This is a genomic window from Streptomyces sp. NPDC058401 (assembly GCF_042722885.1).
In the GTDB taxonomy this organism is placed as follows: Bacteria; Actinomycetota; Actinomycetes; order Streptomycetales; family Streptomycetaceae; genus Streptomyces.
The window spans coordinates 10,441-36,015 of record NZ_JBHXKA010000083.1 but is presented as its reverse complement, the minus strand read 5'-3'; the positions used below and the strand labels follow the sequence as shown (position 1 = coordinate 36,015).

Below are 25,575 nucleotides of genomic sequence, written 5' to 3'. Positions count from 1 at the left end.
GATGGGGCCCATGCCGTACGGCATGGGCCCCATCCGCGTCCGGCGGCGTGCGGTCCGCTACGAAGCGGCGGGCGCGGAGATCTCCGCCGCCTCGGACCGGCAGATCCAGGTCAGGGGCAGCGTCACGACGCAGATCGCCGCCGCGACGAGCGGCAGTACGGAGTACCCGTACGTTCCCGTGACGCCGCTGGCGACGGCCGCTCCGACCGCGATGCCGGCGTTCCCCGCCGAGGCGCCGAGCGTGGCCGCGAGGTCGCCGCCGGGCCCGGCGCGGCGGATCGTACGGAGCTGGAGGGCGGGGGCCAGCCCGAAACCGGCGAGCCCCCACAGCGCGACGCAGACCGCCACGGCCACCGGCCGTTCGCCGAGCAGGAAGAGCGTGGTGAGCACCAGCGCGAGCACCGCGGTCGCCGCGGTCACGGTGGTCCCGGCGGCCCGGTCGGCGAGCCGGCCGCCCAGCAGGGTCCCGGCCGTGCCGGCGGCTCCGAACACCAGCAGGTACAGGCCGACGGAGCCGCCCCCGACCCCGACGACGTCCTGGAGGTACCCGCTCAGCTGGGTGAAGGCGGTGAACTGGCCGCAGAAGACCAGGACGGCGATCGCCAGCAGCGCCAGCACCGGCGCCTTCGCCACGTGCCCGAACTGCGCGCGCAGCGCCTGCCGTCCCCCGGTGGCGGCCGATGGCACGGCCGCCCAGGTCAGCAGCAGGGCCGCGCACGCGAGGACGGAGATCCCGGCGAAGGCGTACTGCCACGGCAGGACCTGCCCGGCGAAGGTGGCCAGGGGCACGCCCAGGAGATTGGCCGCGGCGATCCCCCCGAACACCACGGCGACGGCCCGGCCCCTGCGCTCCGCCGGGACCAGGCCGGCGGCGACCGCGGAGGCGGCGCCGACGAACAGTCCGTGGACGGCGCCCGCGAGGACGCGTACGACGAGGACGACGGCGAAGTCGGCCCAGAGGGCCGCGACGGCGTTGGCCAGGGCGTAGCTGCCGAGCGCGGCGACCAGTACGACCCTGCGGGGCAGCCGGAGCGTCAGCGCGGTCAGCAGCGGCCCGCCCAGGCACACCCCGACCGCGTACGCGGTGACCAGCAGGCCGGCCGTGGCGGCGCTGACGTGCAGGCTCTCGGCCATCCGGTCCAGGACGCCGATCACGGCGAACTCGGCGGTCCCCACGACGAACGCGCTCAGACCGAGGACACCGAGGGCGCGCGTCGCGCTCCGGGGCGGGGCCGGGTCCGGGTCTGGAGCCGGGTCCGGAGCCGGGTCCGGGGTCGGGGGGCTCTGCGAGGGCACGGGCGGGGGGCCGGGTCTGATCCCGTCCACAGGCCCGTCTACGAGGCCCTCTCCGGGCCCTGCTCCGGTTGCGGTTCCGTGCATCGTGGATCCTCCGTGCTCCCGCGCCGGCCGTGCGTCACGGCGTCTCTGCCGGCCAGCACACCAGCGCCCGCACCGGCTGTCGTTGCCGACTGCCGCAAGTCGCGCCGGGTTTCGCGCAGGAGCGCTCAGATCGCGGTGGCGCCGCCGTCGACCGGCATCGCGGCGCCGGTCACGAAGGAGGCCCGCTCGCTGCACAGCCACAGCGCCGCCTCGGCCACTTCGGAGGGCGAGGCCATGCGCTTCTGCACGCTGGCGTCCGCGAACCGCTGCTCCAGCTCGGCGTGCTGCCCCAGCACCTCCTCCATCATCTCGGTGCGCGTGGCGCCCACGATCAGGGCGTTGACCCGGATGTTCGCGACGCCGTAGTCGGCCGCCGCGGCCCGGGTCATGCCGAGGACGGCGTGCTTGGCGGCCACGTACGCGGCGCTGGCCCCCGTGGCCCGGGTGGCGGCGACGCTGGCGGTGTTGACGATGGAACCGCCCGAGCTCTGGCCCAGCATCACGGGGATCTGGTGGCGCATGCAGTTCCACACGCCCGTCACGTTCACGTCCATGGTCTGCCGGAAGACGGCGTCGTCGACCTCGTGCAGCGGCGCGCCCGCCGTGGCGTAACCGGCATTGTTGAAGGCGTAGTCGAGCCGTCCGTACGCCTCCACGGCCGCACCGACGGCTTCGCGCATCCGGTCCGTGTCGACGACGTCGCCCTCGACCGCGAGGGCGCGCCCGCCGGATTCCTCGATCGTCCGGGCCAGTGCGCGCAGCCGCTCACCGCGCCGCGCGACCAGTACGACGGCCGCGCCCTCCGCGGCGAAGGCCCGGGCGGCCGCCGCGCCGATCCCGCTGGACGCTCCGGTGATCATGGCCACGCGGCCGGCCATCGGCCGCCGGTCGCTCGTACCGGCGCTCGTACCGGCGCGCACGCCGTCGCTCATGCCGTCGCTCGCAGGCTCGTACCGGCCGGGACCCCGTTCCACACGGTGCCGCGCAGGGCCTCGGCGTCCACGGCGCGGATCAGCTGCTCGTCGATCGCGTCCAGGGAGTCCACGACGTGCCGCACTCCGGCCTCGTGCATCAGCTGCCGCTGGAAGCTGTGCACGAACTTGCTCGGGTGGCCGATGAAGGGAACGTCGAGTTCCCTCGCGGTCTCGGCCACCTTGGCCACGTCGTCGACGAAGAGGGCTTCCCCGTGCTCCAGCCCGAAGACCTCGGTGGTGATCTCGTGGATCCCGGGACGGAAGTCGTTGGTGCACACGTAGCCCGGGCCGTCGAACAGCTCCGCCCACTCCCCGAGGAACCGGTCGAAGTGGGGTGCGGCGAGCCCTCCGTAACAGACCGTCCGCAGTCCGAGGGCCCGCAGCCTGCGCACGAGGTCGATCGCACCGTCCAGGACGGCGACCGGGTGCTCGGCGAGGTAGGCCTCGCGCTCCTCGAAGTAGGCCGCGAGGGCCTCCTCACCGGTGAGCTCCTGCGGTACGGCGGCGGCCATGTTGCGGCCGGCTATGTGCTGGGGCTGCGAGAAGACCGCACGCTCGGTATCGGCGGTGTACGCGCCTCCGCGGCCGGTGACGAAGCCGTGGATCACGGGGCTGAAGGTGTCGTTGAGCAGGACGCCGTCGATGTTGAGCGCGGCGAGCCGAAGTCGGCCGAGGCTGTGGGGCATGGGTCCTCCAGGGACGGGACTGGACGGGACGGGGCTGAAGACCTGCAAGGCGGAGGGGTGCGGCGAAGGCCGAGGGGTGCGGCGAAGGCCCAGGCGTACGGCGATCGCGTGGCTCGGTGATCGGGTGGCTCGGTGATCGGGTGGCTCGGTGATCGGGTGGCTCGGTGATCGGGTGGCTCGGTGATCGGGTGGCTCGGCGCCACGTCAGCCGATGAGGTCCCTCAGGCGTTCGTGGCTGACCTCGGTGCGGGAGACGACCGCCGGTACGGCGATGCCGGGGAGCAGCAGGCGCCACATCCGAAGGGTGCGGTCGCTCAGGTCCTTCCGGCCGCTGGCCACGCTGGAGAACATCTGCATGCCCGTACACGCCTCGGTGACGAACTCGCCCAACTCCTCGGGTGACACGCCCGCCTGGAGCTCTCCCCTGCCCTGCGCCTCGCGCAGGCAGTCGGCCATGATCCCGGCCCAGGACTGGTAGGGCGTCACGTCGGAGCCTCCCCAGGAGGCCTGTTCGCCCGTCAGCCGGACTCCGGCCCGCAGGAGCGGGTCGACCTGGAGCAGGTGCGACCAGAACAGGGTGATGTCCACGAGCCGCTGGAGTCCGTCGGACTGCAGCCTGGGGACGATGGTCTCGGGCTGCGCGTTCATCACCGCGCGCGCCAGACCCTCTTTGGAGTCGAAGTGGAAGTACAGGGCGCCCGTGGTGAGCCCCGCCCGCTTCAGGATCAGGTTGACGCTGGCACCGGCGTACCCGAGCTCGTCGAAGGTCTCCGCCGCGGCGCGCAGGATCGCCTCCCGCGTCTGGACCGCCCGCACCTGCTTGGGACCAGCCACGACCTCTCCCTCCAAAAAGAAACGGAACGGTTCTTATGTTAACGAGTCGAAGCGGGCCGTTGGCAACCCCGAACTGCACCCAGATGCCCCTCAGGGGCCTCATGGGCCCCTTCCACCAGAAACCACCCACCCGATCAACCCTGCGGACCAGCGACTTTACGAAGTATTGACTTTAAACAAAAGCGAACACTCGTTATGTTGAAGAAGGAACGGGCGGGGGCCACCGGATCCAGACCCATGACCCACCCCTGTCCGGATCGACTTCGTTTCCGACGTCCCGGGGGGACAGCATGCTCACGAGCACACTGCCGACAAGGCGCGAATCGCATCCTCAGAACCGGCCGGTATCCGCAGCGGAAGTCCACAAGACGGACGCGAGCGAACGGCTCCTGACCAGCTGGCGGCTCCTCGGTGCCGACCGGTTCGCCATCTCCGCACGGTGGCCGACACATCACCGCTTCTACGGCGGCGCCTACGGCTCCCGCGACCCGCTGCTGCTGATCGAGTGCGTACGCCAGGCGATCCCCATGCTCTGCCACGCCGCCTACGACGTGCCGTTCGGCTTCCGGCAGGCATGGGAAGACCTGCACTTCCAGTTCGACGCCTCCGCGCTCATCGCCGAAGACGCCCCGCTCACCACCGAACTGGAGGTCACCTGCACCGATCTCGTACGGCGCGGCACCCGGCTCGCCGGGATGACCATGTCCGTCCGGGCCTCCCTGGGCGGCGTCACCGCGGCCCACGTACGGACCCGGTTCTCGAACCAGGCACCGGCGGTCTACCAGCGCCTGCGCGGCCCGTACGCCGACATGGCCGCGGCCCACGCCCGCGCCCTGCCACCCGGCGCCCCGGTCCCGCCCCGCCTCGTCGGCCGCGAACGCGCCGAGGACGTGGTCCTGTCCTCCGCGGGCACGCCGGGCCGCTGGCACCTGCGCTCCGACCTCGGGCACCCGGCGCTCTTCGACCACCCCGTCGACCACGCACCCGGGATGCTGCTCCTGGAGGCGGCCCGGCAGGCGGCCCTGGCCCAGTCCCCGCGGCCGGCCACCGTGGTGGCGATGAAGACGGTCTTCACCCGCTACGCCGAGTTCGACACGCCCTGCCTCGTCGAGGCCACGCCGGTCACGGCGGCCCCGGGGACGCCGGAAGGGACCAGGGGCACCCTGGTCGAACTGCGGCAGAACGGCGGCCCCATCTTCACCGCCGAGGTGACCACCCGCCCGGTGCGCGCCGCCTGACCCGGAACCCCGCCTGACCCGGAACCCTGTCAGCGCCGGAGCGCCTCGGCCGGTTCGATGCGGGCGGCGCGCCAGGCGGGGTAGAGCCCGGCGAGCACCCCGGTGAGCAGCCCGAGGAGCGGGGCGACGGCAACGCTGCCGGGGTGGACGACGGGCGTCCAGTCCCGGAACACCGCGACGCCCACCACGGTCAGGGTGCCCAGCGAGGTTCCGACGAGTCCGCCGAGGGCGCCCAGGGCTCCCGATTCGGCGAGGAACTGCGTGGTGACGTGCCGGCCGCGGGCGCCGAGCGCGCGCCGCAGGCCGATCTCCCCGGTGCGTTCCAGTACGGCCACCAGGGTGGTGTTGGCGATGCCGACGGCGCCGATGACCAGGCAGATCCCGGCCAGGATCAGGAAGAGCTGCTCCAGGTCGGAGGTGACCCCGCTGCGCAGCGTCTTCGGGTCGGGCGGCGGTACGGCCTTCAGGTACTCGGGGTGGTCGGGGCGCAGCGCGGCGGGGGCGAGCGAGGCGACCTGCTGCGCGGCGCCGACATCGGTGGCGATCAGCATCGTGGCACGGGACCTGGGCAGGCCCCAGATCTCCTCCGCGGTGGTGCGGGGCACCACGACCGAGAGGAGGAGCTCGGGCTTGCGCCGCACGTCGTCGATGATCCCGATCACGGCGAAGGGCTCGGAGCCGATGAACACGGCCGGCCGGGTGTCGAGGGTGGTGATGCCGAGGCGGGCGGCGACGGCCGAGCCGAGGACGGCCACGCGCTGTGTGGTGCCGGAGTGGTAGGCGTCGTAGAGGCGGCCCTGGCCCATCGTGGGAACGGCGGCCCGCAGGGCGCCGGGCGAGGCGGCGATCACCTCGGTACCGGCGCCCCGGTCGGCAGCGCCGCCGACCGGGGCGGCACGGACACCGCCGGAGGCGGCGTCGAGTTCGACCTCGCCGAAGACGCCCCCGTGCTGGACTCCGCCCAGCCGCTCGATGCGGAGGTCGGCGTCCGCGGGGAATCCGGGACCGGCGAACTCGTCCTTCTCGCGGGCGATGTCCTCGACGGTCACCTCGGTGGCGGTGAGCAGGTCGAAGCGGCCGTCGATCTGGGACGATGTGGTGGCCGTCAGGCCGAGGACGGCGACGAAGGTGCCGACGCCGAGGACGGTCCCGAGCGCCGTCAGCGCCGAGCGGGCCGGACGCTGCAGGATCCCGGCGAAGGCCTCGGAGACGTTGTCGCGGGGGGTGAACCGGGAGGGCTCGACGCGGGGAGGCTTCGTGGGGCGCGGCTTCGTGGGGCGCAGCTTCGTACGGGACAGGTTCATGCGGGGGCCTGTTCGCGGAGTATGCCGTCGCGGATCGCGACGGTCCGGCCGCCGTGCGCGGCGACCTCCTGGTCGTGGGTGATGACGAGGACCGTCATCCCGTCGGCGTGCAGCTCGTCGAGGAGGGCCAGTACGGTGTCGGCGTTCGCGGAGTCGAGGTTGCCGGTGGGTTCGTCGCACAGGAGCAGCGACGGCCGGGCGACCAGGGCCCGCGCGATGGCCACCCGCTGGCGTTCGCCGCCGGACAGCCGGGAGGGCAGTGCGTCGAGGCGGTGGGCGAGACCGACCCGGGTGAGGGCCTCCCGGGCGCGGGCGGGGCGCTCCTTGCGGGGCACTCCGTTGTAGAGCATGGCGAGGGCGACGTTCTCCAGGGCCGAGCGGTGCGGCAGCAGGTGGAAGGACTGGAAGACGAATCCGATGCGGCGGCCGCGCAGCGCGGTCCGGTCGTTGTCGCCGAGCGCTCCGGTGTCGATGCCGTCGATGAGGTAGCGGCCCGTGGTGGGTGCGTCGAGCAGGCCTGCGATGTTGAGGAAGGTCGACTTGCCGGAGCCCGAGGGGCCGACGACCGTGACGAACTCCGCGCGCCGGATGGTGAGATCACACGGTTTGAACGCGGCGACCGGCGGCGGCCCGGGGTAGGTGAGGCCCACCTGCCGGAACTCGATGACGGGCGGGACGGTCGCGGGCTCGGTCCCGGGCTCGGTCCCGGCCAGGGGCTCGGTCATGAACCGCCGCCGCTCTTGCCGCCATCGGCCTTGTCGCCCCCGGTCTTGCCGCCGTCGCCTTTGCCGTCGCCTTTGCCGTCGCCTTTGCCGTCGCCCGTCTTGGCGCCGTCGCCCTTGCCGCCGGTCTCCTTGCCCGCGCCGCCCGGGTTGACTCCGATGACCACCGAGTCGCCTTCCGCGAGCGCGGCCTCCCCGGCGGGGCGGATCTCCACGTAGCCGTCGCCGCTCGTACCGGGTCGGATCTCGACCCGGCGCTGGGCCCCCGCGACGTCCACGACGGTGACGGTGGTGCGCCCGTCGGTTCCGGCGGAGACGGCGGTGACCGGTACGACCAGTGCGTTGCCGTCGGTCGCGGCGGCCTCCACGGTCAGGCGTACGTCCTGGCCGACGAGTTGCGTGTCCAGCGGCGCGAGGGGACGTACGAGCATCTCGTACCCCACCGGTCCGCTCTGGGCGGGAGCCTGCTGGCCCTGCCCCTCGCCCTGGCCGCCGCCCCGCGGGGTGGGCGGCGCCGACGCGGTGTCCGCGACCGACAGCACCTCGGCCGCAGCCGTGAGCCCGCTGACCTCGGAGAGGATCTCGACCTTCTGACCGGCGCGGACCAGGCCCTTCTGGTGCTCGGCGAGCTGCCCGCGTACGACGAGGGCCCCGGCGGACAGGGTCATGGCGGCGCCGCTGACCGTGGAGCCCGGGCGGACGGTGACGGAGTCCGCGCGGGCGGGGAAGGACTCCAGGAAGACGACCTCGCCGGCCGGGGCCATGGGTCCGGCCGCAGCACGGGCCTCGGCGAGCCGCTCGCGGGCCTTGGCCAGGTCCTCCTGGGCGCGGGCCACGATGCGGGAGGCGGCGGAGTCTCCCGTAGCACCACCGGTCGCACCGTTGCCGGTCGCACCGTTGCCGGTCGCACCGTTGCCGGTCGCACCGTTGTTACCCGCACCGTTGCCGCCCGCACCGTTGCCGCCCGGACCAGTGCCGCCCGCGGCGGATCTCGCCGCGGATCTGGCGTCCTCCAGGGAGCGCGCGGCCGAAGTGACCGCGTCCTCCGCACCCTTGACCGCCTCGCCGCGGTCGGCCACCGCGGGCAGCGGGTCGTAGCCGATCGACTTGTAGAACGCGGCCAGGGCCACCTTGGTCCCGCCGCCGAAGGTGCCCGCCTTGTCGGAGCCCGTGGCATGGCCGAGCCCGGCGAGGGCCTTCTGGAGCTGCTTCACGTCCTCACCGGTGGCACCCGGCTTCAGGTCCCGGTACACCGGCAGCGCGCCGGGCAGCGCGAAGACGGGACGCCCGGACACCTCCATGAGCACCTTGCCCACCTCGACCCGGTCGCCCTGGCGGACGGCCACCTTGGTGACCACGGGCTGGCCGGCGTCCTCCCCGCCCACGGCCGTCGGGGTGACCTGCACGGCCTGGGCGGCGGAGATGGTGCCGCGCACGATGAGGGTGTCGCGCAGGACGCGCTTCTCGACGCGGGCGACGAGTACGTCCATCGGCGGCGGCCCCGTCTCGGCCGCGGCCTGCGCCGGCGACTTGATCACCAGCGAGGCGGCGACACCGGCGGCGGACAGCACCACGGCCCCCACCGCCACGACCGCCACCCACAAGCGCCGCCGGGACAGCCCGGCGGCGCCGCGGGCGGGCTCCGGTTCGGGCGCCCGCCCCGGCTCGGACGCCCGCTCCGGCTCCGCCTCCGGTTCGGCGGTGAACTCCTCGCCATGCCCGACCGGTTCATCGTCCACTCCGTCACCCCTCAGCTCCCCCGTCATCCGGCACCCGGCCCGATGGTCTCCGTGCAGTTCTCCAGCGCGGCCCTGCCCGCCGGCGACTCCTTCAGGCCGAGCGACTCGAAGTGGTGCTCGGCGGTCTTCGGGTCCGGGTCGGGGAAGTCCGCGACGCCGTGGTCCCGCATGCAGACCGTGAACGCCTTCGCATCGGCTCGCTGCTTCTCGGTCACGGGGGGAAGCGGCGATCGGCTCGCGCAGGCGACTTCGGCCTCCTTCACCTCGGCCGGGTCCGCACGGGCTTCGTCCACCACAGGAATCCCTGAATCCGTTTCCTTCATCGGCAGACCTTGCTCCTTCAGGCATTGAAAGAAGTCGGCCATCTCGGGGCTGGGCCCCCTCCTGTCCTTCTGGATCTGCGCAGCGGAAGAAGAGGGTGCGGCAGAGCCTGCGGCCGAGCTTCCGCCCGAACAACCGGACAGCAGGAAAACCGCCGATATCAGCGCGGGGGCGACTGCGCATCGGGTCCGTCGAAAGGGCACGGAAAACCTCCTGGGGCGTCGTGGATGACCCCGACCATAATCCGAATTCAGACCCAACAAACCTGTACTGGAGGACAGTTGTGAAGGTTTCCCCGGCCGTGATCGACTCTTTGGAACGGAAACGGCGGCCGCGCCGCTCGGTAATTCCCGCGGCCGCCGCCCGTCAAGGCCGCGCCCCCGCCATTCCCGCATCGGAGCCACCATGACCCCGCCCCGTACGCCTCGTACGCCCCGCACCGTCCTGACGACTTCCGCAGCCGTACTGGCGCTCCTGCTGACCGGCTGCTCGCAGTCCGGCGGCGACACCGCCGCCGCCGGCAAGGAACCCGAGATCGGCACCGTGCCGGTCCTCCTCGAAAGCCGGAACCTCACCTTCCCGGTCGACGCGTACTTCTCGGACCACCGCCAGCAGGAACTGCTCACCAAGGCGCAGGACGTCCTCGTCGACCAGTGCATGCAGCGTTTCGGCTTCCGCTACCAGGTACAGCGGAAGAGCTCGGGGGCGACGCCCCCACAGCAGGACAACAGCCGCAGGTACGGGATCTCCGATCCCGCCGAGGCCGCCCAGCGCGGCTACGCCAGCCCGCGGGACGACGAGGCCTTCCAGAAGCCCCCGCAGCCGGAGCGCGGACCCAACGAGCGGCTCGTTCTGCAAGGGCTGGAGGTGGCGGCGTCCGCCCGCATTCCGATGAACCAGGAGGAGGCGGAGGCCTCCGACGTGGCCACGACGGTCGTCGCCGGACAGAAGGTACCGGCGGGCGGGTGCATGCGCGAGGCCTATCTGAAGCTGTTCAGCCCCACGAAGAACACGGTCGACCCGAAGTCGTTCGAGATCGGTCACGAGCGGGCCGAGCAGGACAGCAGGGTCGTCAAGGTGATCAAGGAGTGGAGCGCCTGCATGGCCGAGCACGGTTACGAGGACGACAGCCCCATGGGCCGGCCTCCGGGCATCGACCCCGCCAAGAGCAACGGCCCCGAGGCGATCGCCATCGCCAAGCAGGACGTGGAGTGCAAGAGGAAGACCAACCTGGTCGGCATCCGGTACACGGTGGAGCTCGCCTACCAGAAGCGGGGCATCGAGAAGAACGCCGAAGGGCTCAACCTGGCGAAGCAGCAGCTCGACGCACGCATGAAGCTCGCCGCCTCCCTGGTCTCCGGCTCCTGACCCCCGGGCAGGCGAAGGGCGGGCCCGGTACGGCGCCGGCGGCCGGAACGGCCTTCACGTACAAGGCCCGTCCGTTGACGCGCAGGGCCCGTCCGCGTGCCGGGCCATGCTGTGGTGCACCGCGAGGAGACAGGTCTGGATTCGGGAAATCCCGCCGAGTTTGCCGCGGATGTTTTCCAGATGGAATTTCACGGTGCGGCTGGACATGCAAAGGCTCTGCGCGAGCTCACCGTTCGTCGGCCCGCTCACCATCGCCCGGAATACCTGGAGTTCGCGCTCGGTGAGATCGGCCAGCCGGAGAAATCCCTGGCGGACCCATTCCATTCCCCCGTCCCCGCCCCTCTGTTCACGGGGTGTACAGCAGGGATGGTCCGTATGCACGTGCCGCTCACCGCCCTCTCGACGGCCTTGCGGCTCTTGCAGCTCTTGCAGCTCTTGCGGATCGCGCAGATCTACCGGTTCGCGTAACTCGGGGTCCCGACCGTGCGGCCCGGGCCCGGCAGGCCCGACTGCCGCCGCCTGGAGCCCTGCTGTGGATTTCATGGCGTCCCCCCGGACGGTTGACTGGCCGGCCTGACAGGCGTGCTTGATAGCGTGGAGGGGTCGACGGGGGGCCGACGCATCCCCCAGATCGTTACATGCAAGTTATATGCATGGAGCGATCCGATCAAGTGGTCATGCGTAGCCGTCCCCGCACCACACCATGGAGCCCCGATGCCCGAACGCCGCTTTGACGCATCCGGGTTCCGCAGCGCGCGCGTCGGGAAGGGCATGACCCAGGCGCAGGTGGCCGCGGCGCTCGGAGTCAAGGACCCGTCCGTCGTCTCGCGGTACGAGAGCGGGGACGCGACCCCGCCCCCGGAGAAACTGGCCCGGCTCGCGGCCCTGGTGGGCGAGCGCGTGGACGACCTGTTCCCGCGGCCCGGCCTGCCGACCCTCACGGACCTCCGGTGCGACGCGGGCATGACCCAGAAGGACACCGCGGCCGTCACGCAGACCGGTTCGCCCTCTCCCGTACGGGCGGCCGAAGGGGGACGGCGCAGGCTGGCCCCCCACTACGTCGCCCCGCTGGCCGCGGCGTACGGAGTCGGCGTCGATGAGCTGCTGGCCGCGGAGAAGCGTTCCTTCGGCGAGGACGCCGCGGCCGTGCCCCCGGAGCCCCACGCCCGGTTGCCCCACGCCCAGCAGCCCCACGCCCAAGCGCCGCACGCCCCACAGCCCAAGGCCCGGCAGCCCGTGGGCTCGTACAGCGTGGCGAAGAAGATCACCGCCCTCCTCGAAGGCACCGCCGAGCACGACCGCCCCACCGATGCCGAACTCGCCGAGCTCGGCAACGCCCGTACTGGGCGGACGGTCTTGAGCGGGCCCCTCGTGACGAGCCTGCGCCTGGGCCGCGCCACGCACGCCGGCCCCGAGGTCCTGGAGGCGCTGGCGGCCGCGCTGGACGTGCCCGCCATGTTCTTCGAGACCGGCGACGCGGACGTCGCGGCCGTCGTCACGAGCCTGCGGACGGCGCGCATCGGCCTGAACGCCGTGGCGGCCCGCGGCGCCGAGGGAGCGTCCCAGAACGCCGAACTCATGCGCTGGGTGGCCGACATGTTCGGAGGAGCGCCCCGGCACCGGCCGTGAAACGATCATTTCATTGCGGATCCGACCGTTCCGTGATCTAGTGGCGCGCGCGGAGAGTGCGGGCTCGCCTTGACCACGGGTTCCCCTTCCGGCCGACGGGGAGGGTCCATGAGCCACGGGTACGAGCACCTCGCGCGGACCGTGAGGGAAGTCGACGAGCTCCGGGCGGAGTCGGGACTCGACCGTGCCTCGGTCTTCAACCTGCGCGACCTCTCCTTCCACACCTCCCTCCCCGAGGCCGACATCCGGCGGCTGCTCGACGGCGAGCCCGTCGAACCGCCCGGCAGCGCCGCGGCCGAGCTGGCCCGCCGCATCGCGTTCCTCAGGGAGACGCGGCTGACGGTGGACGAGCAGACCGGTGGCAGGCGCCCGTACACGACCGCCGAGATCGCCGCCGGGAGCGGGATGACCCCGCAGTGGCACGGCAAGCTGCTCAACCACAGCACGCCCAACATCTGGCACGGCGCCGGCCTCGCCAGGTTCTTCGGCGTCCCCATGGAGTTCTTCACGCAGACGCCGCCGGAGGCCGTGCGGCGGGTACTGGACCGCGAGGTCATCCCGAAACTCACGGCGTTCCTCGGGAGTCCTTCGGAGATCCTGCGCAATCGTCACGCAATGCAGGTCCAACTGCGTCTAGGTAACAAGGAGCTGTCCCCGCACCTGGAGACGGCGCTGATGGCGTTCCTGGACGCCATCGCACGAGAAGACTCCGGAGCCTAGGATCCGGTCCGGACGCAGGGACCGGCCCGGCCTTCGGTCGCAGCAAGCAGCAGGGCGGGCCGCGGCTTCACCGCCCGTCGGAGGGGAACTCACAGTGGGGGCACACGGATGAACGAGGGGCAGACGGCCGGCTTTCGCCGCAGGGCGCTCGCGGTCCTCGGCAGGCTGCCGTCCGGCCGGCTCCTGCTCGCCGCACCAAGGACCCACCTGGCGCGACGGTCCGCCTCGCGGAAGATCGCGAAGTTCTGCGACACCGTCTTCACGGGTCTCGACCGGCCGATCCCCTCGGATCCGGACAGCCTGTTCGCGGTGTTGCGGGCGGATGTGGAACGGCGCCTCAACGAGAACCGCGGCGAGCTCCCGTTCCGTCCGGTCCTCCTGTACTTCCGGGAGTTCCCCGAGGGCACAGCCAGCGGCCTCACGGCGAGCTTCGACGACCGCATCGTCATCGTCGTCGAACGCCAGACGACCACGCTCCACCAGTTCGTGATCTTCGCGCACGAGATGTGGCACGCCCTGAGGGGAGAGTGTCTGACCCACGGGGCGCGCGGGGCACACGGGGCTCAAGGGGTCCGCAAGGCACAAGGGACCCACGGCCCACACGGCGCATACGGCGCACACGGCGCACACGGCGCACACGGCAACGCGACCGCGGCGGCCACCGCGGCCACGGCCGCCGCCAGGTCGCTCGGCGGTGAGCTGGCGGGCGAGGACCTCGTCTCCCTGGCCGCGCGGAGCCACGTGGACACCCAGGAGGAGAGCGACGCGGAGGAGTTCGGACTGCAGATGGGAACCCGGCTGCGCGAGTGCCTGCAGGACAACGGTGCCAACGGCGCCGCGGCGAACAGCGGCTTGGCGGACCGGCTCCAGTCGAGCATGGGCAGAGGCAGAGGCTACTGAGCATGACCGGACCGGACTACTACATCCCCGCCGGGGTCCTGGCGATCGCCCTGGCGGTGAAGTCCCCCTCGTTCTGGCGCAGCTGGCGCTCGCCCATGTCCAAGTCCATCTTCGTGATCCTCACGGCCTCGGCAGCGGGCTTCGTGTTCGGTGCTCCGCCGACGATCGAGCGGATCAACCGGCTCACCGGCGTACCGAACATCTCGGCGCTCCTCGTCTACTCCATCCTGCTGTGCGTGTCGTGCAGCTCGATCGTGCTCCTCATCCACTGGCGCGGCGGGCCCGAGGACATCCTCCGCAGACACACCAGGACGTGGATCGCGGCGACCGCCGTCGTGATCGTGATCTTCTGCGTCCTCTTCCACCTCAGCAGCGTGCCCATCGAGCACCAGCGCGACTTCGACACCTTCTACGCGAACACCCCGTTCGTGCGGGAGATGGTCGTGCTCTACCTGACCGCGCACATCGGATCGAGCGCCGTGGTGGTGACGAAGTGCTGGCGGTGGGCCTGTGAGCTACGGGACCTCCAGGCGGCGTGGACCCACTGGGGCCTGCTCGTCCTCGTGGCGGGGTTCGGCATCGGCATGTCGTTCGCCCTGCTCAAACTCCTGGCCGTCGCCGCCCGATGGGCCGGTACGGACGGCTGGGACGCGCTCAGCACCGACGTCGCCCCGCCCCTCGCCGGCCTGGGCGCCGGCCTGACGACGATCGGCTTCCTGCTGCCGGTCGTCGGGCCGCGGCTGGGTTCGATGTGGGTGTCCTGGCGGGCCTACCGGGCGATGGAGCCGCTGTGGCGTGCGCTCCAGCCGTTCGCGGGCACCGGGAAGCCCCTGCGGATCGGCCCCACGTCGTCGCCGGAGTTCCGGGCGATGGCCAGGTCCACCGACATCTCCGACCGGCTGCTCAACCTGGCCCCCCACCTCGACGGCAGCCACCACGAGGCGGCCAAGCAGTACGCCGCATCGCAGGGCTGCGAACCGGAAGCCGCCCTCATCTTCGCCGAAGCGGCCACCATCCACGCCGCCCTGGCCCTCGCCGAGGCCTCCGACAGGGCGGAGCCGCGGCAGCTGCCGCCCGCCGCGGAGCCGAGCCCGGCGCTGCCCACCCTCGTCTCCGGAACGAACGGGCTCGCCCGGCTGAGCATCCAGTTCTCCAAGATCCACCGCTCCTCCGTCCCCGTGGGCACCGCCCGCGCAGATCGGGGCTGATCATGGACGCTCCCCCTCGCACGGCGCGCAGGAGCCGCCGGTGACCCCGGGAGCCGTGTACCTGTGCACGGCCGCCGGCTTCCTCGTCGCGACCGCGATCAAGCTCTGGGCCCTACGGAAGAACCCCCGCGACCCGCTCCTCAGGGCCGTCACCGCGACCCTCTTCGTCGGCGCGCTCCTGTTCGTCACCGCCGCTCCCCCGAACCTCGCGGTCATCAACGAGACGTTGGGCATCCCGAACATCGCGGCCCCCGTCACGTACTGCCTCGTGGCCGCCTTCGACGGGATCAGCATCGTGCTGCTGATCCACTGGCGGGGAGCCGCCGACCCACGCGTCATCCTGCGGCGGACCCGGCTGTGCCTGACGGCGTACGCCACGGTGATGGCGGCCATCTGCATCCTGTTCGCGCTGGGCGACGCACCGGTCGAGCGACTCCGCGACCTGGACACCTACTACGCCTGCACGCCCTGGATCCGGGAAATGATCCTGCTCTACCTCGTCGCGCACAACGTCGCGGCCGCCACCCTGGTGATCTTCTGCCTGCGCTGGTCGAGGCAGGTCCCCGGCGCCCTGAAGGCCGGCCTGCTCCTGATCACCACCGGCTCGGTGTGCACCCTCGGCTACGACCTCCTGAAGTACACCGCGATCGTCGCCCGCTGGCTCGGCCACGACTGGGACACCCTGAGCACCGACGTCGCCTTCGCCCTGGCCGGTCTCGGCGCCCTCCTCGTCTGCTCCGGCTTCTTACTCCCGCCCCTCGGCCAACGAGCCGGCTCCCTGTGGCGCGCCCTGCACCGCTTCCGCCTCCTGCACCCCCTCTGGCTGGAGATCCGCCCCGAGATCCCCGCCACGAGCCCCCCGCCGATGCCGTGGTGGCGCCCCGTCGAGCGCCGGCTCATGCAGCGGGAGACCGACATCTTCGACGCCGTCCTGCGCCTGACCCCGTGGTTCGACCACGCCACCGGCAAGCAGACCTACGCCCTCGCCCTCGCCGACCACTCCGAGATCCGCCGGGCCCGCACCGAGGCCGACGCCTCCGTCCTGGCCCGCGCGGTCATCCAGAAACGCCGCGCCCTGCCCGCCCTCACCCCGGAACACCGCTGGACCGTCAGCTCCACCGAAGACCCCGACAACCTCGCCGCCCTCTCCACCGCCATGCTCCACTCCCCCCGAGTCCACCAAACCCGCCACACCACAACCCACCCGGACCCCACCACATGACCCCGACAATCCATGCGCCCACTCCCACCCCGATCCGCTAGGCTGTCAACGGTCAGTCGGCCCCCACCAGGCCTTCCGCCACCCCCCGCCTTCGTAGCTCAGGGGATAGAGCACCGCTCTCCTAAAGCGGGTGTCGCAGGTTCGAATCCTGCCGAGGGCACAACCTGTAAGCCGCTGACCTGGGGTTTCCCCTAGGTAGGCGCCCTATTCGGCCCCGGACTCCTCGTCCGGGGCCGTTTGCGTGAGCGGTGCGTGAGCGGACGTGCCGATGATCTCCGGGATTCCCGCCGATGGATCGGCACGATCCGGCACGTGCGCTGCGACTTCTCCTCCGGGCTCGGCAGCCTTGGGAGCCTTGGTGGGGGCCTCCTGGCCGGCCGCCCGAGCGCGCGGTACGAGCCGGGCCGCGGCCTCGGCGATCACGAGGTCGGCCGCAGGGCGTGCACGGTGTCGGAGTCGAGGGCGATGGTGCGGGCGCCGACGTCGGTCTTGGGGTCGTCCTCGTAGACCTCCCAGCCGTTGACGACGAGTTGCTTGGCGACGGTGACGGGCCCGGCGTCCAGGTGGGCGTCCGTCCATCGCTGGCCGCACGCCCGCCTCCAAGTCGACGTGCGCGGCCGGGTTGAAGGTGATGAGCTGCTGGGCGATCGCAGCGTTCAGCGCGGCCCGCCGCGTCGAGCGGACGCGCTGGCGCGTGGACGGTCCCTACGATGCGCCGGCAGGGGTCCATCTCGTCGATGGCAGCCTTCGTCGCCTTGCGCCGGGTGCGGTGGTCGCGCCCCTTCCAGGGGATCAGGGCGAGGTCTTCGACCGCCTTCCGGCGCGCGGAGTTCCCCTCTGCGTTGGGCCAGGTTTTCGATGTCATCGGTCTCGGCCAGGCCCAGGAGGGCCCGTATGTGGTCGAGGTCGCCCTGGGCGGCCTTGAGGGTCTCGTAGCCGGCACGGCTGAAGGACCGGCGCGTGCCGTCCTCGCGGGGTGGGAGCTCCTGGCGGACGGAGTACGAGCCGTGCTTGCGGCCGTCGAGGAGGACGCCGTCGGGGTCGAGGACGAGCGGCTTGAGGGGGCCTTCGTCCTTGATGGACTGGGCGAGGTCGTGCATCTCCTCCTCGTTCACCTCCTGAACCGTGCCGGTCTCGAACCACCACAGAGACGATGGGGATTCACTCTCTGTCGATCCAGCCGCGCCTGTCGGAGGCTGGGGCTACGCTCGCAAGATGGACCAGAACGAGGTCGTCAAGAAGGTCGTCGCCATCCTGACGGAGGCTTACGACGATTTCCGTCAGCCAGACGCTGCCGCGGCGCCCGAGGCAGAAGACATCGGACTCATAGGCCAGTTCCTCACGGAGGTCATGCCCAGGATCGAACTCTCGCGGGACGATTCCCTGGAGGAGATCGCCGAACAGATAGGCCGCGAGATGGGTACCGCCGTCACGCAGCTCACCGCCGCATTCACCGCGGCCTATATCCAGCTCGCTCTGGTTCACGATGAAGGCGATCCTGAAGTCCCCTCAGCACAAGTGCTGCGGGACATGGCCATCCGGGCCGAAGTATCAGAGGGCGATGCCTGACACTCTCTCTGCTGGTTGGACGCCGATGTCCTCCCCGACCACTTCGTGCCCACGACCCGTAGCGCCTTGACCGCCGTCCTCTCCGACGGCCCACAGGTCTCGCTCAACGGGTGGCGCTGAGGGTCTGGACGGTGACCAGATCCGGCGTCCGGCGGGCGGTGTTTTCCGAGTGATCGGCCACTGAAGGGGCACGGGCCCTCGGTGTTGCGTTCGGCGAGGCCTGGGCGGTCCTCCGGCCCCACCCGCCCTCGGCCAGCGCGGGTCTTGGGGCCTCTCCCGCTCCGTCTGATCCCCAGCACGTTCCGCGCGAGTGCCCCGCACCGACCGGTGGGGGCACGCGTGCCCTAGGTGTTCTGTCCGGCCGCACCGGGTATGACGAGCAGCTTGCCGGTGGTACGCCGAGCCTCCAGATCGCTGTGGGCCCGGGCGGCCTCGGACAATGCGTAGCGGCCCGTTACGGTGACCTCGAGCGCCTTGGAGCGCACCCACTCGAACACATCGGCGGCCCGTCGGAGCAGTTCGGAACGATCGACGATGAAGTCCCCGAGGCTGGGCCGGATCAGGGTCAGCGAACCGCCGTGGGCGAGCCGAATCGGATCGAACGGCGGCACGGCACCACTTGCCGCGCCGAAGAGCACGAGATGGCCGCGGGTTCGCAGGCTGGCGAGGCTGGCATCGAAGGTGTGCGCGCCGACGCCGTCGAAGACAACCGGCAGTCCCTGACCGCCGTTGAGCCGCCTCACCTCGGCTGCGAGATCGTCGACTGCGGAGGAAAGGATCACCTCGGCGGCCCCGGCACGCTTCGCCAGCTCGGCCTTCGCCGTGGTCGACGTCGTGCCGATCACCCTGCCGCCGAGATGGGTGATGAGCTGGGTCAAAAGCAGCCCCATGCCACCAGCAGCCGCATGCACGAGCACCGTGTCGCCCCCCTGAACCGGGTAGGCGTCCTTGATGAGGTAGTGCGCGGTCATGCCTTGGAGGAGCACGGCGGCGGCTGTCTCGAAGCCGATGTCGTCGGGCAGCGGCACCAGCCGGGAGGAGTCCACGACGGCCCGCTCGGCATACGTGCCGGGAGTCTCCACCCAACCGACCCGGTCCCCGACTGCGACGTCAGCGACGCCGGGTCCGACTTCGACGACCGTGCCGGCGCCCTCAGCGCCCGGGGTGAAGGGCAGCGGAAGGCTGTACCGGCCTTCGCGGTGGTAGACGTCGAGGAAGTTGACCCCGGATGCGGCGACCTCCACGACCGCCTCGCCCGGACCCGGGCGCGGCTGGTCCACCTCGGCCTCCTGCAGCACCTCGGGACCGCCCACTTCGTACACCTGAATCGCTCGCATGACCCTCCAATAACGGCTCCCCCACCAACCCCGTTGATGGCTCATCCCCCACCAACCCCGCTGGTGGCGATCCGATTCCCGGCAAGCAGACCAGCCATCGGCGCCGTCCTGTCCACATCCAGCGCTCCGATACGGCGGTGAGGGCCCGACCGGATGCACCGGTCGGGCCCTCCGTCCTGCGGCGGGTCCGCGTCGTAGTCGCGGGTCAGTTGTCGGAGTAGCTGAAGTCGCCCACGGTCCAGGCGCTGACGTCCTTGATCGAGATGCGGTACATCCCGCCCGTCTCCGGGATGCCCACGGTTCCCTGCAGGATCCGCGCCACATGAAAGTGCAGATGCGTGGGCGGTCCCTCCTTGGGTGTCGTGGCAGTGAAGATCGCGGAGAACTCGCCCAGGCGGGCGGAATCCGTCAGCACCTCCGACACACGTTCTCTCCACACGGCTTCGGGGGCGAGCCGGCCGGTGATGACAGCACCTCCGGTGACCACGGTCAGGGACATCTGGTTGCTCTGCCCGGACTCCACCAGGGCGGCGACGTTCACGAGCAGCTCGTCAGGCTTCGACATGGAAGTCATTTTATTCTCCACCGCGCCACCGCGTGCAATGCCTGCGGTCTAGGCGGAACCTACGAGCCCGCGCCGGGGCGGCCACTGCCGGGGCTCCGAACCGCCAGTGGCGCCGGGTTGGCCGAACCTCTCCCGGGGCGCGTTCGCTGCCGTACAAGGCTTCGTCACCGCGAGGACCCCTCCAGCGGTCCGCCACGTCCGCACCTGTCCCAACACGTCCCCTACACGTCTCCAACCGGCCGACTTCGCTGCCGCCTCCTACAGCCGGTGGCGAACAGCCAAAGAATGCTGCGGTCGGGGTGAATCAATATCTGTCACCGCGACCTAAGGATTTAGCGGATCCAGCGGGGAGAGTTTCTACCGCAACACGGCGGCCGGAAATATCCAACGCACACAAGCCGCCGCAGCGTGCTACTGTCGATCTCGGTTGCAGTTTTGGTACCCAAGAACTTCAAGCGCCTCCAGCCGGAATTCATTCCACTGGAAGCGCTTTGTATTTCCCGGTCTTTTACCGGGCGGGGCATCATCGCGGCGACACGGCGTCCGCACAGTGCAGTCGCCGATGCATTGCCCCAAAGGAGATATGACATGGCTGCAGGTACCGTGAAGTGGTTCAACGCGGAAAAGGGCTTCGGCTTCATCGAGCAGGAGGGTGGCGGTCCTGACGTGTTCGCCCACTACTCGAACATCGCCGCCCAGGGTTTCCGCGAGCTGAACGAGGGCCAGAAGGTCATCTTCGACATCGCGCAGGGCCAGAAGGGCCCGACGGCCGAGAACATCGTTCCCGCCTAAGCGCTGACACGCGTTCTACAGCTGGGGCCCGCATCCCTCGGGGTGCGGGCCCCAGCTGCATCCATTTCCCGCGGTGAGTTCACCCGCGGTATCTCGATCATGGAGACACTCGGCCGACCGGCCCTTTCGGAGCCGAACCCGAGTGGATTGTTTTTGGTTGTCGCGCCCGTATAGCGCCACCTTTTTCAGCGTCTGAGCCCGTACAGATTCCCTGTCCGCCAGATCCGCTTTCGTATTTTCATTCGGCCCGTTCTCGCAATTCCCTGCGCCGCTCCTACGCTGCGGGAATTCCTTGATACGCGCCGCATCAAGGAAGGTTCCGCATGAACCCCACCCGTACGAACGACCGCTCCTCCCGCACCCGCAGCCGCACCGGCGGCCCCGCTTTCGGCTCCGGCGCCGGCTCCGGTTCGAGCCGGGGCAGCCGCTTCGGCTCTTCGACCCCGAGCCGCTCCGGAGCCCCGAGCCGCTCGGGCGGCTATGGCCGTCGGCCCGCTGCGATCCAGGGCGAGTTCGCGCCGCCGAAGACGATCACCCCCGCGCTGCCCGCCGTCGAGGCCTTCGCCGACCTCGCGATGCCGGCCCAGCTGCTCGCCACGCTCGGCCGTGAGGGCATGGTCACGCCGTTCCCGATCCAGGCGGCCACGCTGCCCAACACCCTCGCGGGCCGCGACGTCCTCGGCCGCGGCCGTACCGGCTCCGGCAAGACCCTCGCCTTCGGCCTCGCCCTGCTGGCCCGCACCGCCGGGCAGAGCGCCGAGTCGGGCCAGCCGCTCGCACTGGTCCTCGTACCGACGCGTGAGCTCGCCCAGCAGGTCACGGCAGCCCTCACCCCCTACGCCCGCGCGGTCAAGCTGCGCATGGCCACCGTCGTCGGCGGCATGCCCATCTACCGGCAGGCACAGGCGCTGCGCGCCGGCGCCGAAGTGGTCGTCGCCACCCCGGGCCGGCTGAAGGACCTCATCGACCGGGGCGACTGCCGGCTGAACCAGGTGGCCATCACCGTCCTGGACGAGGCGGACCAGATGGCCGACATGGGGTTCATGCCCCAGGTCACCGCCCTGCTGGACCAGGTGCGCCCCGAGGGCCAGCGCATGCTGTTCTCCGCCACCCTGGACCGCAACGTCGACCTGCTGGTCCGTCGCTACCTGACCGACCCCGTCGTGCACTCCGTCGACCCCTCGGCCGGCGCCGTCACCACGATGGAACACCACGTCCTGCACGTGCAGAACTTCGACAAGCAGGCCGCCACGACCGAGATCGCCGCCCGCGAGGGCCGCGTGATCATGTTCCTGGACACCAAGCACGGCGTGGACAGGCTGACCGAGCACCTGCTGAGCAGCGGGGTGCGCGCCGCGGCCCTGCACGGCGGAAAGTCGCAGCCCCAGCGCACCCGCACCCTCACGCAGTTCAAGAGCGGGCACGTCAGCGTCCTCGTGGCCACGAACGTCGCGGCCCGCGGCATCCACGTCGACAACCTCGACCTGGTCGTCAACGTGGACCCGCCGACGGACCCGAAGGACTACCTGCACCGCGGCGGCCGTACCGCCCGCGCGGGTGAGTCCGGCAGCGTCGTCACCCTGGTGCTGCCCAACCAGCGCCGCGAGATGGCACGCCTCATGCAGGCCGCCGGCGTCACCCCGCTGACCACCCAGGTCCGCTCGGGCGACGAGGCCCTGAACCGCATCACCGGCGCCCAGGCACCCTCCGGCATTCCGGTCACCATCACCGCGCCGGTGTCCGAGCGGCCCAAGCGCAGCACGGCATCCCGCGGGCGCCGCGGGCCCGCGTCGGCCGCCCGGCGCGCGAGCGCGCGGCAGACCGCTTTTGATGCGGCGGCCTGAGCACTACGTGATCCGGAAACTGACCCATCTCTGCAGGAGGCAGATTTTGACGCTGGTCCAGATGCAGCCCCGCTCCGCGCACCCCGACCTCGTCCGCAGGACGGTGGAGGACGGCATGGAGGCGGCCGGTCCGCAGGTCTGTGACGACATGACCGTCGAGGTGGCCCTGGCCGTCGCGGCCGGTTCCCGCACGGACCATCTGCTCGTCTGCGACGAGGACGGCCTCTGCACCGGGCTGATCACCCGGGAGCGGCTCAGCGCCATCCGCGACAGCGCCGCGTACACCGACCGGCTCCGGCTGCGCGATGTCCTCGGCGACCGCGGGCCGTTCACCTCGCCCAGGACCACGATGGCCGAGGCCGAGCACGCGATGCGTTACCGCAAGCTCGCCGCCCTGCCCGTCGTCGATGAACAAGGCAGCGCTCTGGGCGTCCTCGCCCTCGCCCGCTGAACCACCTCACCGTGGCCGGACCCTTCCCCTCCTCCCCCTGTGAGGCACCATGCGCTGCGTCATCGCCCGCTTCCCGTTCGACCTGACCAAGAGCGGCGTCCTGGAATCCATGAAGGGCATCAAGCCCGAGCAGGTACTCGGCGAGTCCGTGATCATCGGCCGCCGCACCTACCCCGTCAAGCAGGTCGGCCAGGTCATCACCCGCCAGGACCGCCGCGACTTCAGTGCCGGCGAAGTCCTCCGCGCCATGACCCAGCTCGGCTTCACCTGCCGCGGCGCCCTTCCCCGGCCCGCCGTGGCCACGCGCGGGCTCGGCCCCCTCCAGCGGGCCTCCGCCATGCTCGGCACCTCTGTGACCGTCTGACCGCTGGGCCCCGGCGCACACCGCCACCCACGCAGCGAAGAGGGCCCGACCGGCACGCGCCGGTCGGGCCCTTCCGCATACCCATAGGGAAGCGCATGTGGGTGGACCGCACTCCGGGCGGCCTGACCCGACCTCAGGCTCGCGCCTATCCGGCGGTCCGGCGGGGCAGGAGGGCGCGTACGGACTTCCCGCCTTCAGGGGTACGCATGCGCGGCGGGTGGGGACTGGAGCCCTCGACGGCGACCTCGATGTGTCTGACGCGTCCCGATTACCTCAGCGACACGCACTCAAAAATCTATCTCGGCTGGAGTAGACATTGGGTGGTGGCGTAGTTATGGTTTCTCTCGTAACCCAGAGAGACAGCAGGGCCGGGCAGAGACGAACTGCCGGGCAGTAGTACCTGTAGGTGCAGTACCCAGCAGTGAAGTCAGTGAGCAGCACCTCGGTGAAGGCGTCGGCTGCGGGCGCGCGCACCGGGAAGTTCGGCAGTGGGGTTCCAAGCCAGAGCAGACGCAGGACGGGCGACGGGGCTGGCTGCCGAGACGTGGCGCTGGGGCAGGCCACGAGCAGTACCAGCAGTTGGCAGTACCCGAAGTAAGAGAAGAACCAGCAGTACGCAGTCCCCCGCTTTGCAGGTAGTTGACACCGAGGGATGAACGGAGGAGTTGAAGCGCCATCAGGATCGCCCGGACGTAAGTCTGAGTCCGGGTACCGCAGGACATCGATAGCGAGGTGGTCTCCGGTCAAGCAACCGCGATCCCCGTACTCCCGGCAGCATCTCGGCCGGGTCGGCGGAAACAGAAGGCCGGCGCAGTAACAGGGCCGGCAGATGGTGTAGCAGTTCCTTCGGGGCCCTGGTGTCGTACGCGCCAGGGCCCCTCCCCTCGTTCCACCCCCCTCCCTCCATCTGTTTCGCAGTGAGGTGCGATGACAGCAGACGATTCGTTCAGCCGTCTCGACGACGACGGCTACCCCGCCTACACGATGGGCCGGGCCGCCGAGATGCTCGGTACCACCCAGGCCTTCCTCCGGGCCATTGGAGAGGCCCACCTGATCACCCCGCTGCGCTCCGAGGGCGGTCACCGCCGCTACTCCCGCTCCCAGCTGCGCGTCGCCGCCCGCGCCCGCGAACTCGTCGACCGGGGCACTCCCATTGAGGCCGCCTGTCGGATCGTGATGCTCGAGATCCGGCTTGAGGAAGCTCAGCGCGTCAACGCCGAGCACCACTCCCCCGCGACCGAAGGGCGCCCGCGCAAGGCAGCCTGAGGTGGATGTGCCCGCCCGGTCGCGGTGGGCACTCCCGCCCGCGCGTGTCGGAAATATGACGCACCTTGTTTCCTATGGTGACGGGCCGTTGTGGGCGTGTAGCGTCTGCGTCAGCTGTCGTGGTTCGGAAGTCCCCTTGCCCACGCCTTGGTGTGGGCGTTTTGCTGTGCAGTGCCGCAGGAACCAGGACGATCACCTCCGCCTTCCGCATGGAGCGGGAGGCGTTCATCGACTGGAAGGCATGAGACATGGCTACGGGAACTGTGAAGTGGTTCAACGCTGAAAAGGGCTTCGGCTTCATCGCCCAGGAGGGTGGCGGCCCGGACGTCTTCGCCCACTACTCCGCGATCAACTCCTCGGGCTTCCGCGAGCTCCAGGAGGGCCAGGTCGTGACGTTCGACATCACCCAGGGCCAGAAGGGCCCCCAGGCCGAGAACATCAACCCGGCCTAACCCTCCCCACCCCGCCCGCGCGGCCGCCGCGCCGTGGGAACAGAGGAGTACTGGATCAGGGCCGCGCAGCGTTTGCTGCGCGGCCCTGATCCGCGTCAGGACGGTTCGTTCAGGACGTGATCGGCACGGGCAAGCTCGCGGCAGAGACCAGACGCTGCCACAGCGGGCCAGGGCAGCAGGGGACGGTGGCGCCGCGGGCCGCCCACTCCTCGGCCGGCCGCAACGGCCACTCCTCCGCCCCCCCTGGAGCGGCCGGGATCGGCAACCGCTCGCCGCAGTGGCGTGGCGAAATCGGCGACGCGTCCGGGGTCCAGGTCCAGCTCGCCGGTGTCCAGGTCCAGCTCGGCAGCCTCAGGGAGCGGCCATGTTCGATCTCGGTTACCTCCTGACCAGCCAAGAGTAAATCTATCTTGGCTGGAGTAGACATTGCACCGTGGCGTGGTTATGGTTTCTCTCGTAGCCCAGCGAGACAGCAGGGCCTGGCAGAGACGAACTGCCGGCAGTAGTACACGCAGGACCCGTAGGTGCAGTACGCAGGACGGTGCGGTGGTGGAGTTCCGAAGCCAGGGCTGGTGCAGGACGGCGACGGGACTGACGACCGGACCGGGTGGCCCGCAGTGATCAGGGGCCACCAGGAGCAGTACCGCAGTTAACGCAGTGGCAGTACCTGCAAGTGCAGTTCTCGTAGGT

26 protein-coding genes and 1 tRNA gene are annotated in these 25,575 nt (G+C 70.8%); 15 read left to right on the top strand and 12 right to left on the bottom strand.

Translation table 11 applies throughout. The features are described 5' to 3' along the window. Positions 1-57: 57 nt before the first annotated feature. From ACFWNV_RS26650 to ACFWNV_RS26635, 4 genes are all read right to left on the bottom strand, one after another. Complete coding sequence (locus ACFWNV_RS26650) at positions 58-1,380, bottom strand: MFS transporter (protein ID WP_383951889.1); 1,323 nt, start codon at positions 1,378-1,380, stop codon at positions 58-60. A gap of 125 nt (positions 1,381-1,505) precedes the next feature. Then, positions 1,506-2,258, bottom strand: coding sequence for an SDR family NAD(P)-dependent oxidoreductase (locus ACFWNV_RS26645; protein ID WP_383951893.1), 753 nt, complete (start codon positions 2,256-2,258; stop codon positions 1,506-1,508). A gap of 50 nt (positions 2,259-2,308) precedes the next feature. After that, positions 2,309-3,040: an HAD family phosphatase gene (locus ACFWNV_RS26640; RefSeq protein ID WP_383951888.1), complete on the bottom strand. Its 732-nt coding sequence runs from the start codon at positions 3,038-3,040 to the stop codon at positions 2,309-2,311. A gap of 204 nt (positions 3,041-3,244) precedes the next feature. Continuing rightward, a complete protein-coding gene (locus ACFWNV_RS26635) occupies positions 3,245-3,874 on the bottom strand; it encodes a ScbR family autoregulator-binding transcription factor (protein WP_383951886.1) in 630 nt (209 codons plus the stop codon). Positions 3,875-4,164: 290 nt separating this feature from the next. On the opposite strand from ACFWNV_RS26635, the gene ACFWNV_RS26630 reads away from it, so the two are divergent. Next, positions 4,165-5,112, top strand: a complete 948-nt coding sequence (locus ACFWNV_RS26630; protein ID WP_383951884.1) for a ScbA/BarX family gamma-butyrolactone biosynthesis protein — start codon at positions 4,165-4,167, stop codon at positions 5,110-5,112. Positions 5,113-5,141: 29 nt separating this feature from the next. Here ACFWNV_RS26630 and ACFWNV_RS26625 read toward each other — a convergent pair whose 3' ends face one another. From ACFWNV_RS26625 to ACFWNV_RS26610, 4 genes are read right to left on the bottom strand one after another with little or no spacing between them, the layout of a single operon-like run. Next, complete coding sequence (locus ACFWNV_RS26625) at positions 5,142-6,416, bottom strand: ABC transporter permease (protein WP_383951882.1); 1,275 nt, start codon at positions 6,414-6,416, stop codon at positions 5,142-5,144. Continuing rightward, positions 6,413-7,141, bottom strand: coding sequence for an ABC transporter ATP-binding protein (locus ACFWNV_RS26620; RefSeq protein WP_383951879.1), 729 nt, complete (start codon positions 7,139-7,141; stop codon positions 6,413-6,415). Before ACFWNV_RS26620 ends, ACFWNV_RS26625 begins: the two co-directional genes overlap by 4 nt. Continuing rightward, a complete protein-coding gene (locus ACFWNV_RS26615; protein WP_383951877.1) occupies positions 7,138-8,877 on the bottom strand; it encodes a peptidoglycan-binding protein in 1,740 nt (579 codons plus the stop codon). Before ACFWNV_RS26615 ends, ACFWNV_RS26620 begins: the two co-directional genes overlap by 4 nt. Positions 8,878-8,900: 23 nt before the next feature. Next, entirely contained in the window at positions 8,901-9,170 is a 270-nt protein-coding gene (locus ACFWNV_RS26610) for a hypothetical protein (protein ID WP_383951875.1), read from the bottom strand. A 433-nt stretch (positions 9,171-9,603) separates the two neighbouring features. Here ACFWNV_RS26610 and ACFWNV_RS26605 point away from each other — a divergent pair, with 433 nt between their 5' ends. Then, a complete protein-coding gene (locus ACFWNV_RS26605; protein WP_383951873.1) occupies positions 9,604-10,566 on the top strand; it encodes a hypothetical protein in 963 nt (320 codons plus the stop codon). A 54-nt stretch (positions 10,567-10,620) separates the two neighbouring features. Here ACFWNV_RS26605 and ACFWNV_RS26600 read toward each other — a convergent pair whose 3' ends face one another. Beyond that, positions 10,621-10,818 carry a LuxR C-terminal-related transcriptional regulator gene (locus ACFWNV_RS26600; protein WP_383951891.1) on the bottom strand — a complete coding sequence of 66 codons (198 nt, stop codon included), beginning with the start codon at positions 10,816-10,818 and terminating at the stop codon, positions 10,621-10,623. A gap of 462 nt (positions 10,819-11,280) precedes the next feature. Between ACFWNV_RS26600 and ACFWNV_RS26595 the strand changes: the two genes are divergently transcribed. The 6 genes from ACFWNV_RS26595 (at position 11,281) to ACFWNV_RS26570 (ending at position 16,405) form a co-directional block, all read left to right on the top strand. After that, positions 11,281-12,195, top strand: a complete 915-nt coding sequence (locus ACFWNV_RS26595) for a helix-turn-helix domain-containing protein (RefSeq protein ID WP_383951871.1) — start codon at positions 11,281-11,283, stop codon at positions 12,193-12,195. Positions 12,196-12,303: 108 nt separating this feature from the next. Next, on the top strand, positions 12,304-12,915 hold the full coding sequence (locus ACFWNV_RS26590) for a hypothetical protein (RefSeq protein WP_383951869.1): 612 nt from the start codon (positions 12,304-12,306) through the stop codon (positions 12,913-12,915). A 108-nt stretch (positions 12,916-13,023) separates the two neighbouring features. After that, complete coding sequence (locus tag ACFWNV_RS26585) at positions 13,024-13,815, top strand: hypothetical protein (RefSeq protein ID WP_383951867.1); 792 nt, start codon at positions 13,024-13,026, stop codon at positions 13,813-13,815. A gap of 2 nt (positions 13,816-13,817) precedes the next feature. Beyond that, positions 13,818-15,023, top strand: a complete 1,206-nt coding sequence (locus ACFWNV_RS26580) for an MAB_1171c family putative transporter (RefSeq protein WP_383951865.1) — start codon at positions 13,818-13,820, stop codon at positions 15,021-15,023. A gap of 40 nt (positions 15,024-15,063) precedes the next feature. Further along, a complete protein-coding gene (locus tag ACFWNV_RS26575) occupies positions 15,064-16,245 on the top strand; it encodes an MAB_1171c family putative transporter (protein ID WP_383951863.1) in 1,182 nt (393 codons plus the stop codon). Positions 16,246-16,332: 87 nt separating this feature from the next. Beyond that, positions 16,333-16,405: transfer RNA gene (locus tag ACFWNV_RS26570), tRNA-Arg, on the top strand. A gap of 496 nt (positions 16,406-16,901) precedes the next feature. Here the strand turns inward: ACFWNV_RS26570 and ACFWNV_RS26565 are convergent. Continuing rightward, entirely contained in the window at positions 16,902-17,360 is a 459-nt protein-coding gene (locus tag ACFWNV_RS26565; protein ID WP_383951861.1) for a hypothetical protein, read from the bottom strand. Between the two features lie 100 nt (positions 17,361-17,460). On the opposite strand from ACFWNV_RS26565, the gene ACFWNV_RS26560 reads away from it, so the two are divergent. Continuing rightward, positions 17,461-17,814, top strand: a complete 354-nt coding sequence (locus tag ACFWNV_RS26560) for a hypothetical protein (RefSeq protein WP_383951858.1) — start codon at positions 17,461-17,463, stop codon at positions 17,812-17,814. 344 nt (positions 17,815-18,158) lie between these two features. On the opposite strand, the gene ACFWNV_RS26555 is transcribed toward ACFWNV_RS26560, so the two are convergent. Both ACFWNV_RS26555 and ACFWNV_RS26550 read right to left on the bottom strand, forming a co-directional pair. Further along, positions 18,159-19,151 (bottom strand): quinone oxidoreductase family protein, encoded by a 993-nt coding sequence (locus tag ACFWNV_RS26555; protein ID WP_383951856.1) that lies wholly within the window; start codon positions 19,149-19,151, stop codon positions 18,159-18,161. A 205-nt stretch (positions 19,152-19,356) separates the two neighbouring features. After that, positions 19,357-19,716 carry a hypothetical protein gene (locus ACFWNV_RS26550; protein WP_266879729.1) on the bottom strand — a complete coding sequence of 120 codons (360 nt, stop codon included), beginning with the start codon at positions 19,714-19,716 and terminating at the stop codon, positions 19,357-19,359. A gap of 588 nt (positions 19,717-20,304) precedes the next feature. Between ACFWNV_RS26550 and ACFWNV_RS26545 the strand changes: the two genes are divergently transcribed. The 6 genes from ACFWNV_RS26545 (at position 20,305) to ACFWNV_RS26520 (ending at position 24,885) form a co-directional block, all read left to right on the top strand. Beyond that, positions 20,305-20,508 carry a cold-shock protein gene (locus ACFWNV_RS26545; protein WP_327306256.1) on the top strand — a complete coding sequence of 68 codons (204 nt, stop codon included), beginning with the start codon at positions 20,305-20,307 and terminating at the stop codon, positions 20,506-20,508. 323 nt (positions 20,509-20,831) lie between these two features. Next, the gene (locus ACFWNV_RS26540; RefSeq protein ID WP_383951853.1) at positions 20,832-22,352 is read left to right on the top strand and encodes a DEAD/DEAH box helicase; all 1,521 of its coding nucleotides are present in this window, start codon (positions 20,832-20,834) and stop codon (positions 22,350-22,352) included. 46 nt (positions 22,353-22,398) lie between these two features. After that, the gene (locus ACFWNV_RS26535) at positions 22,399-22,803 is read left to right on the top strand and encodes a CBS domain-containing protein (protein ID WP_383951851.1); all 405 of its coding nucleotides are present in this window, start codon (positions 22,399-22,401) and stop codon (positions 22,801-22,803) included. A gap of 49 nt (positions 22,804-22,852) precedes the next feature. Further along, entirely contained in the window at positions 22,853-23,167 is a 315-nt protein-coding gene (locus ACFWNV_RS26530) for an SCO5918 family protein (RefSeq protein ID WP_383951849.1), read from the top strand. Positions 23,168-24,094: 927 nt separating this feature from the next. Further along, positions 24,095-24,433, top strand: coding sequence for a helix-turn-helix domain-containing protein (locus ACFWNV_RS26525; protein WP_383951847.1), 339 nt, complete (start codon positions 24,095-24,097; stop codon positions 24,431-24,433). Positions 24,434-24,681: 248 nt separating this feature from the next. After that, entirely contained in the window at positions 24,682-24,885 is a 204-nt protein-coding gene (locus ACFWNV_RS26520; RefSeq protein WP_202202768.1) for a cold-shock protein, read from the top strand. Positions 24,886-25,575 lie beyond the last annotated feature (690 nt).

Excerpts from the sequence above, each read along its gene's own strand:
- ACFWNV_RS26630 (WP_383951884.1), top strand. The coding sequence starts at position 4,165 with ATGCTCACGAGCACACTGCCGACAAGGCGCGAATCGCATCCTCAGAAC.
- ACFWNV_RS26525 (WP_383951847.1), top strand. The coding sequence starts at position 24,095 with ATGACAGCAGACGATTCGTTCAGCCGTCTCGACGACGACGGCTACCCC.
- ACFWNV_RS26605 (WP_383951873.1), top strand. The coding sequence starts at position 9,604 with ATGACCCCGCCCCGTACGCCTCGTACGCCCCGCACCGTCCTGACGACT.
- ACFWNV_RS26545 (WP_327306256.1), top strand. The coding sequence starts at position 20,305 with ATGGCTGCAGGTACCGTGAAGTGGTTCAACGCGGAAAAGGGCTTCGGC.
- ACFWNV_RS26595 (WP_383951871.1), top strand. The coding sequence starts at position 11,281 with ATGCCCGAACGCCGCTTTGACGCATCCGGGTTCCGCAGCGCGCGCGTC.
- ACFWNV_RS26650 (WP_383951889.1), bottom strand. The coding sequence starts at position 1,380 with ATGCACGGAACCGCAACCGGAGCAGGGCCCGGAGAGGGCCTCGTAGAC.
- ACFWNV_RS26520 (WP_202202768.1), top strand. The coding sequence starts at position 24,682 with ATGGCTACGGGAACTGTGAAGTGGTTCAACGCTGAAAAGGGCTTCGGC.
- ACFWNV_RS26640 (WP_383951888.1), bottom strand. The coding sequence starts at position 3,040 with ATGCCCCACAGCCTCGGCCGACTTCGGCTCGCCGCGCTCAACATCGAC.
- ACFWNV_RS26530 (WP_383951849.1), top strand. The coding sequence starts at position 22,853 with ATGCGCTGCGTCATCGCCCGCTTCCCGTTCGACCTGACCAAGAGCGGC.
- ACFWNV_RS26585 (WP_383951867.1), top strand. The coding sequence starts at position 13,024 with ATGAACGAGGGGCAGACGGCCGGCTTTCGCCGCAGGGCGCTCGCGGTC.
- ACFWNV_RS26600 (WP_383951891.1), bottom strand. The coding sequence starts at position 10,818 with ATGGTGAGCGGGCCGACGAACGGTGAGCTCGCGCAGAGCCTTTGCATG.
- ACFWNV_RS26540 (WP_383951853.1), top strand. The coding sequence starts at position 20,832 with ATGAACCCCACCCGTACGAACGACCGCTCCTCCCGCACCCGCAGCCGC.
- ACFWNV_RS26645 (WP_383951893.1), bottom strand. The coding sequence starts at position 2,258 with ATGGCCGGCCGCGTGGCCATGATCACCGGAGCGTCCAGCGGGATCGGC.
- ACFWNV_RS26550 (WP_266879729.1), bottom strand. The coding sequence starts at position 19,716 with ATGTCGAAGCCTGACGAGCTGCTCGTGAACGTCGCCGCCCTGGTGGAG.
- ACFWNV_RS26560 (WP_383951858.1), top strand. The coding sequence starts at position 17,461 with ATGGACCAGAACGAGGTCGTCAAGAAGGTCGTCGCCATCCTGACGGAG.
- ACFWNV_RS26625 (WP_383951882.1), bottom strand. The coding sequence starts at position 6,416 with ATGAACCTGTCCCGTACGAAGCTGCGCCCCACGAAGCCGCGCCCCACG.
- ACFWNV_RS26590 (WP_383951869.1), top strand. The coding sequence starts at position 12,304 with ATGAGCCACGGGTACGAGCACCTCGCGCGGACCGTGAGGGAAGTCGAC.
- ACFWNV_RS26620 (WP_383951879.1), bottom strand. The coding sequence starts at position 7,141 with ATGACCGAGCCCCTGGCCGGGACCGAGCCCGGGACCGAGCCCGCGACC.
- ACFWNV_RS26580 (WP_383951865.1), top strand. The coding sequence starts at position 13,818 with ATGACCGGACCGGACTACTACATCCCCGCCGGGGTCCTGGCGATCGCC.
- ACFWNV_RS26555 (WP_383951856.1), bottom strand. The coding sequence starts at position 19,151 with ATGCGAGCGATTCAGGTGTACGAAGTGGGCGGTCCCGAGGTGCTGCAG.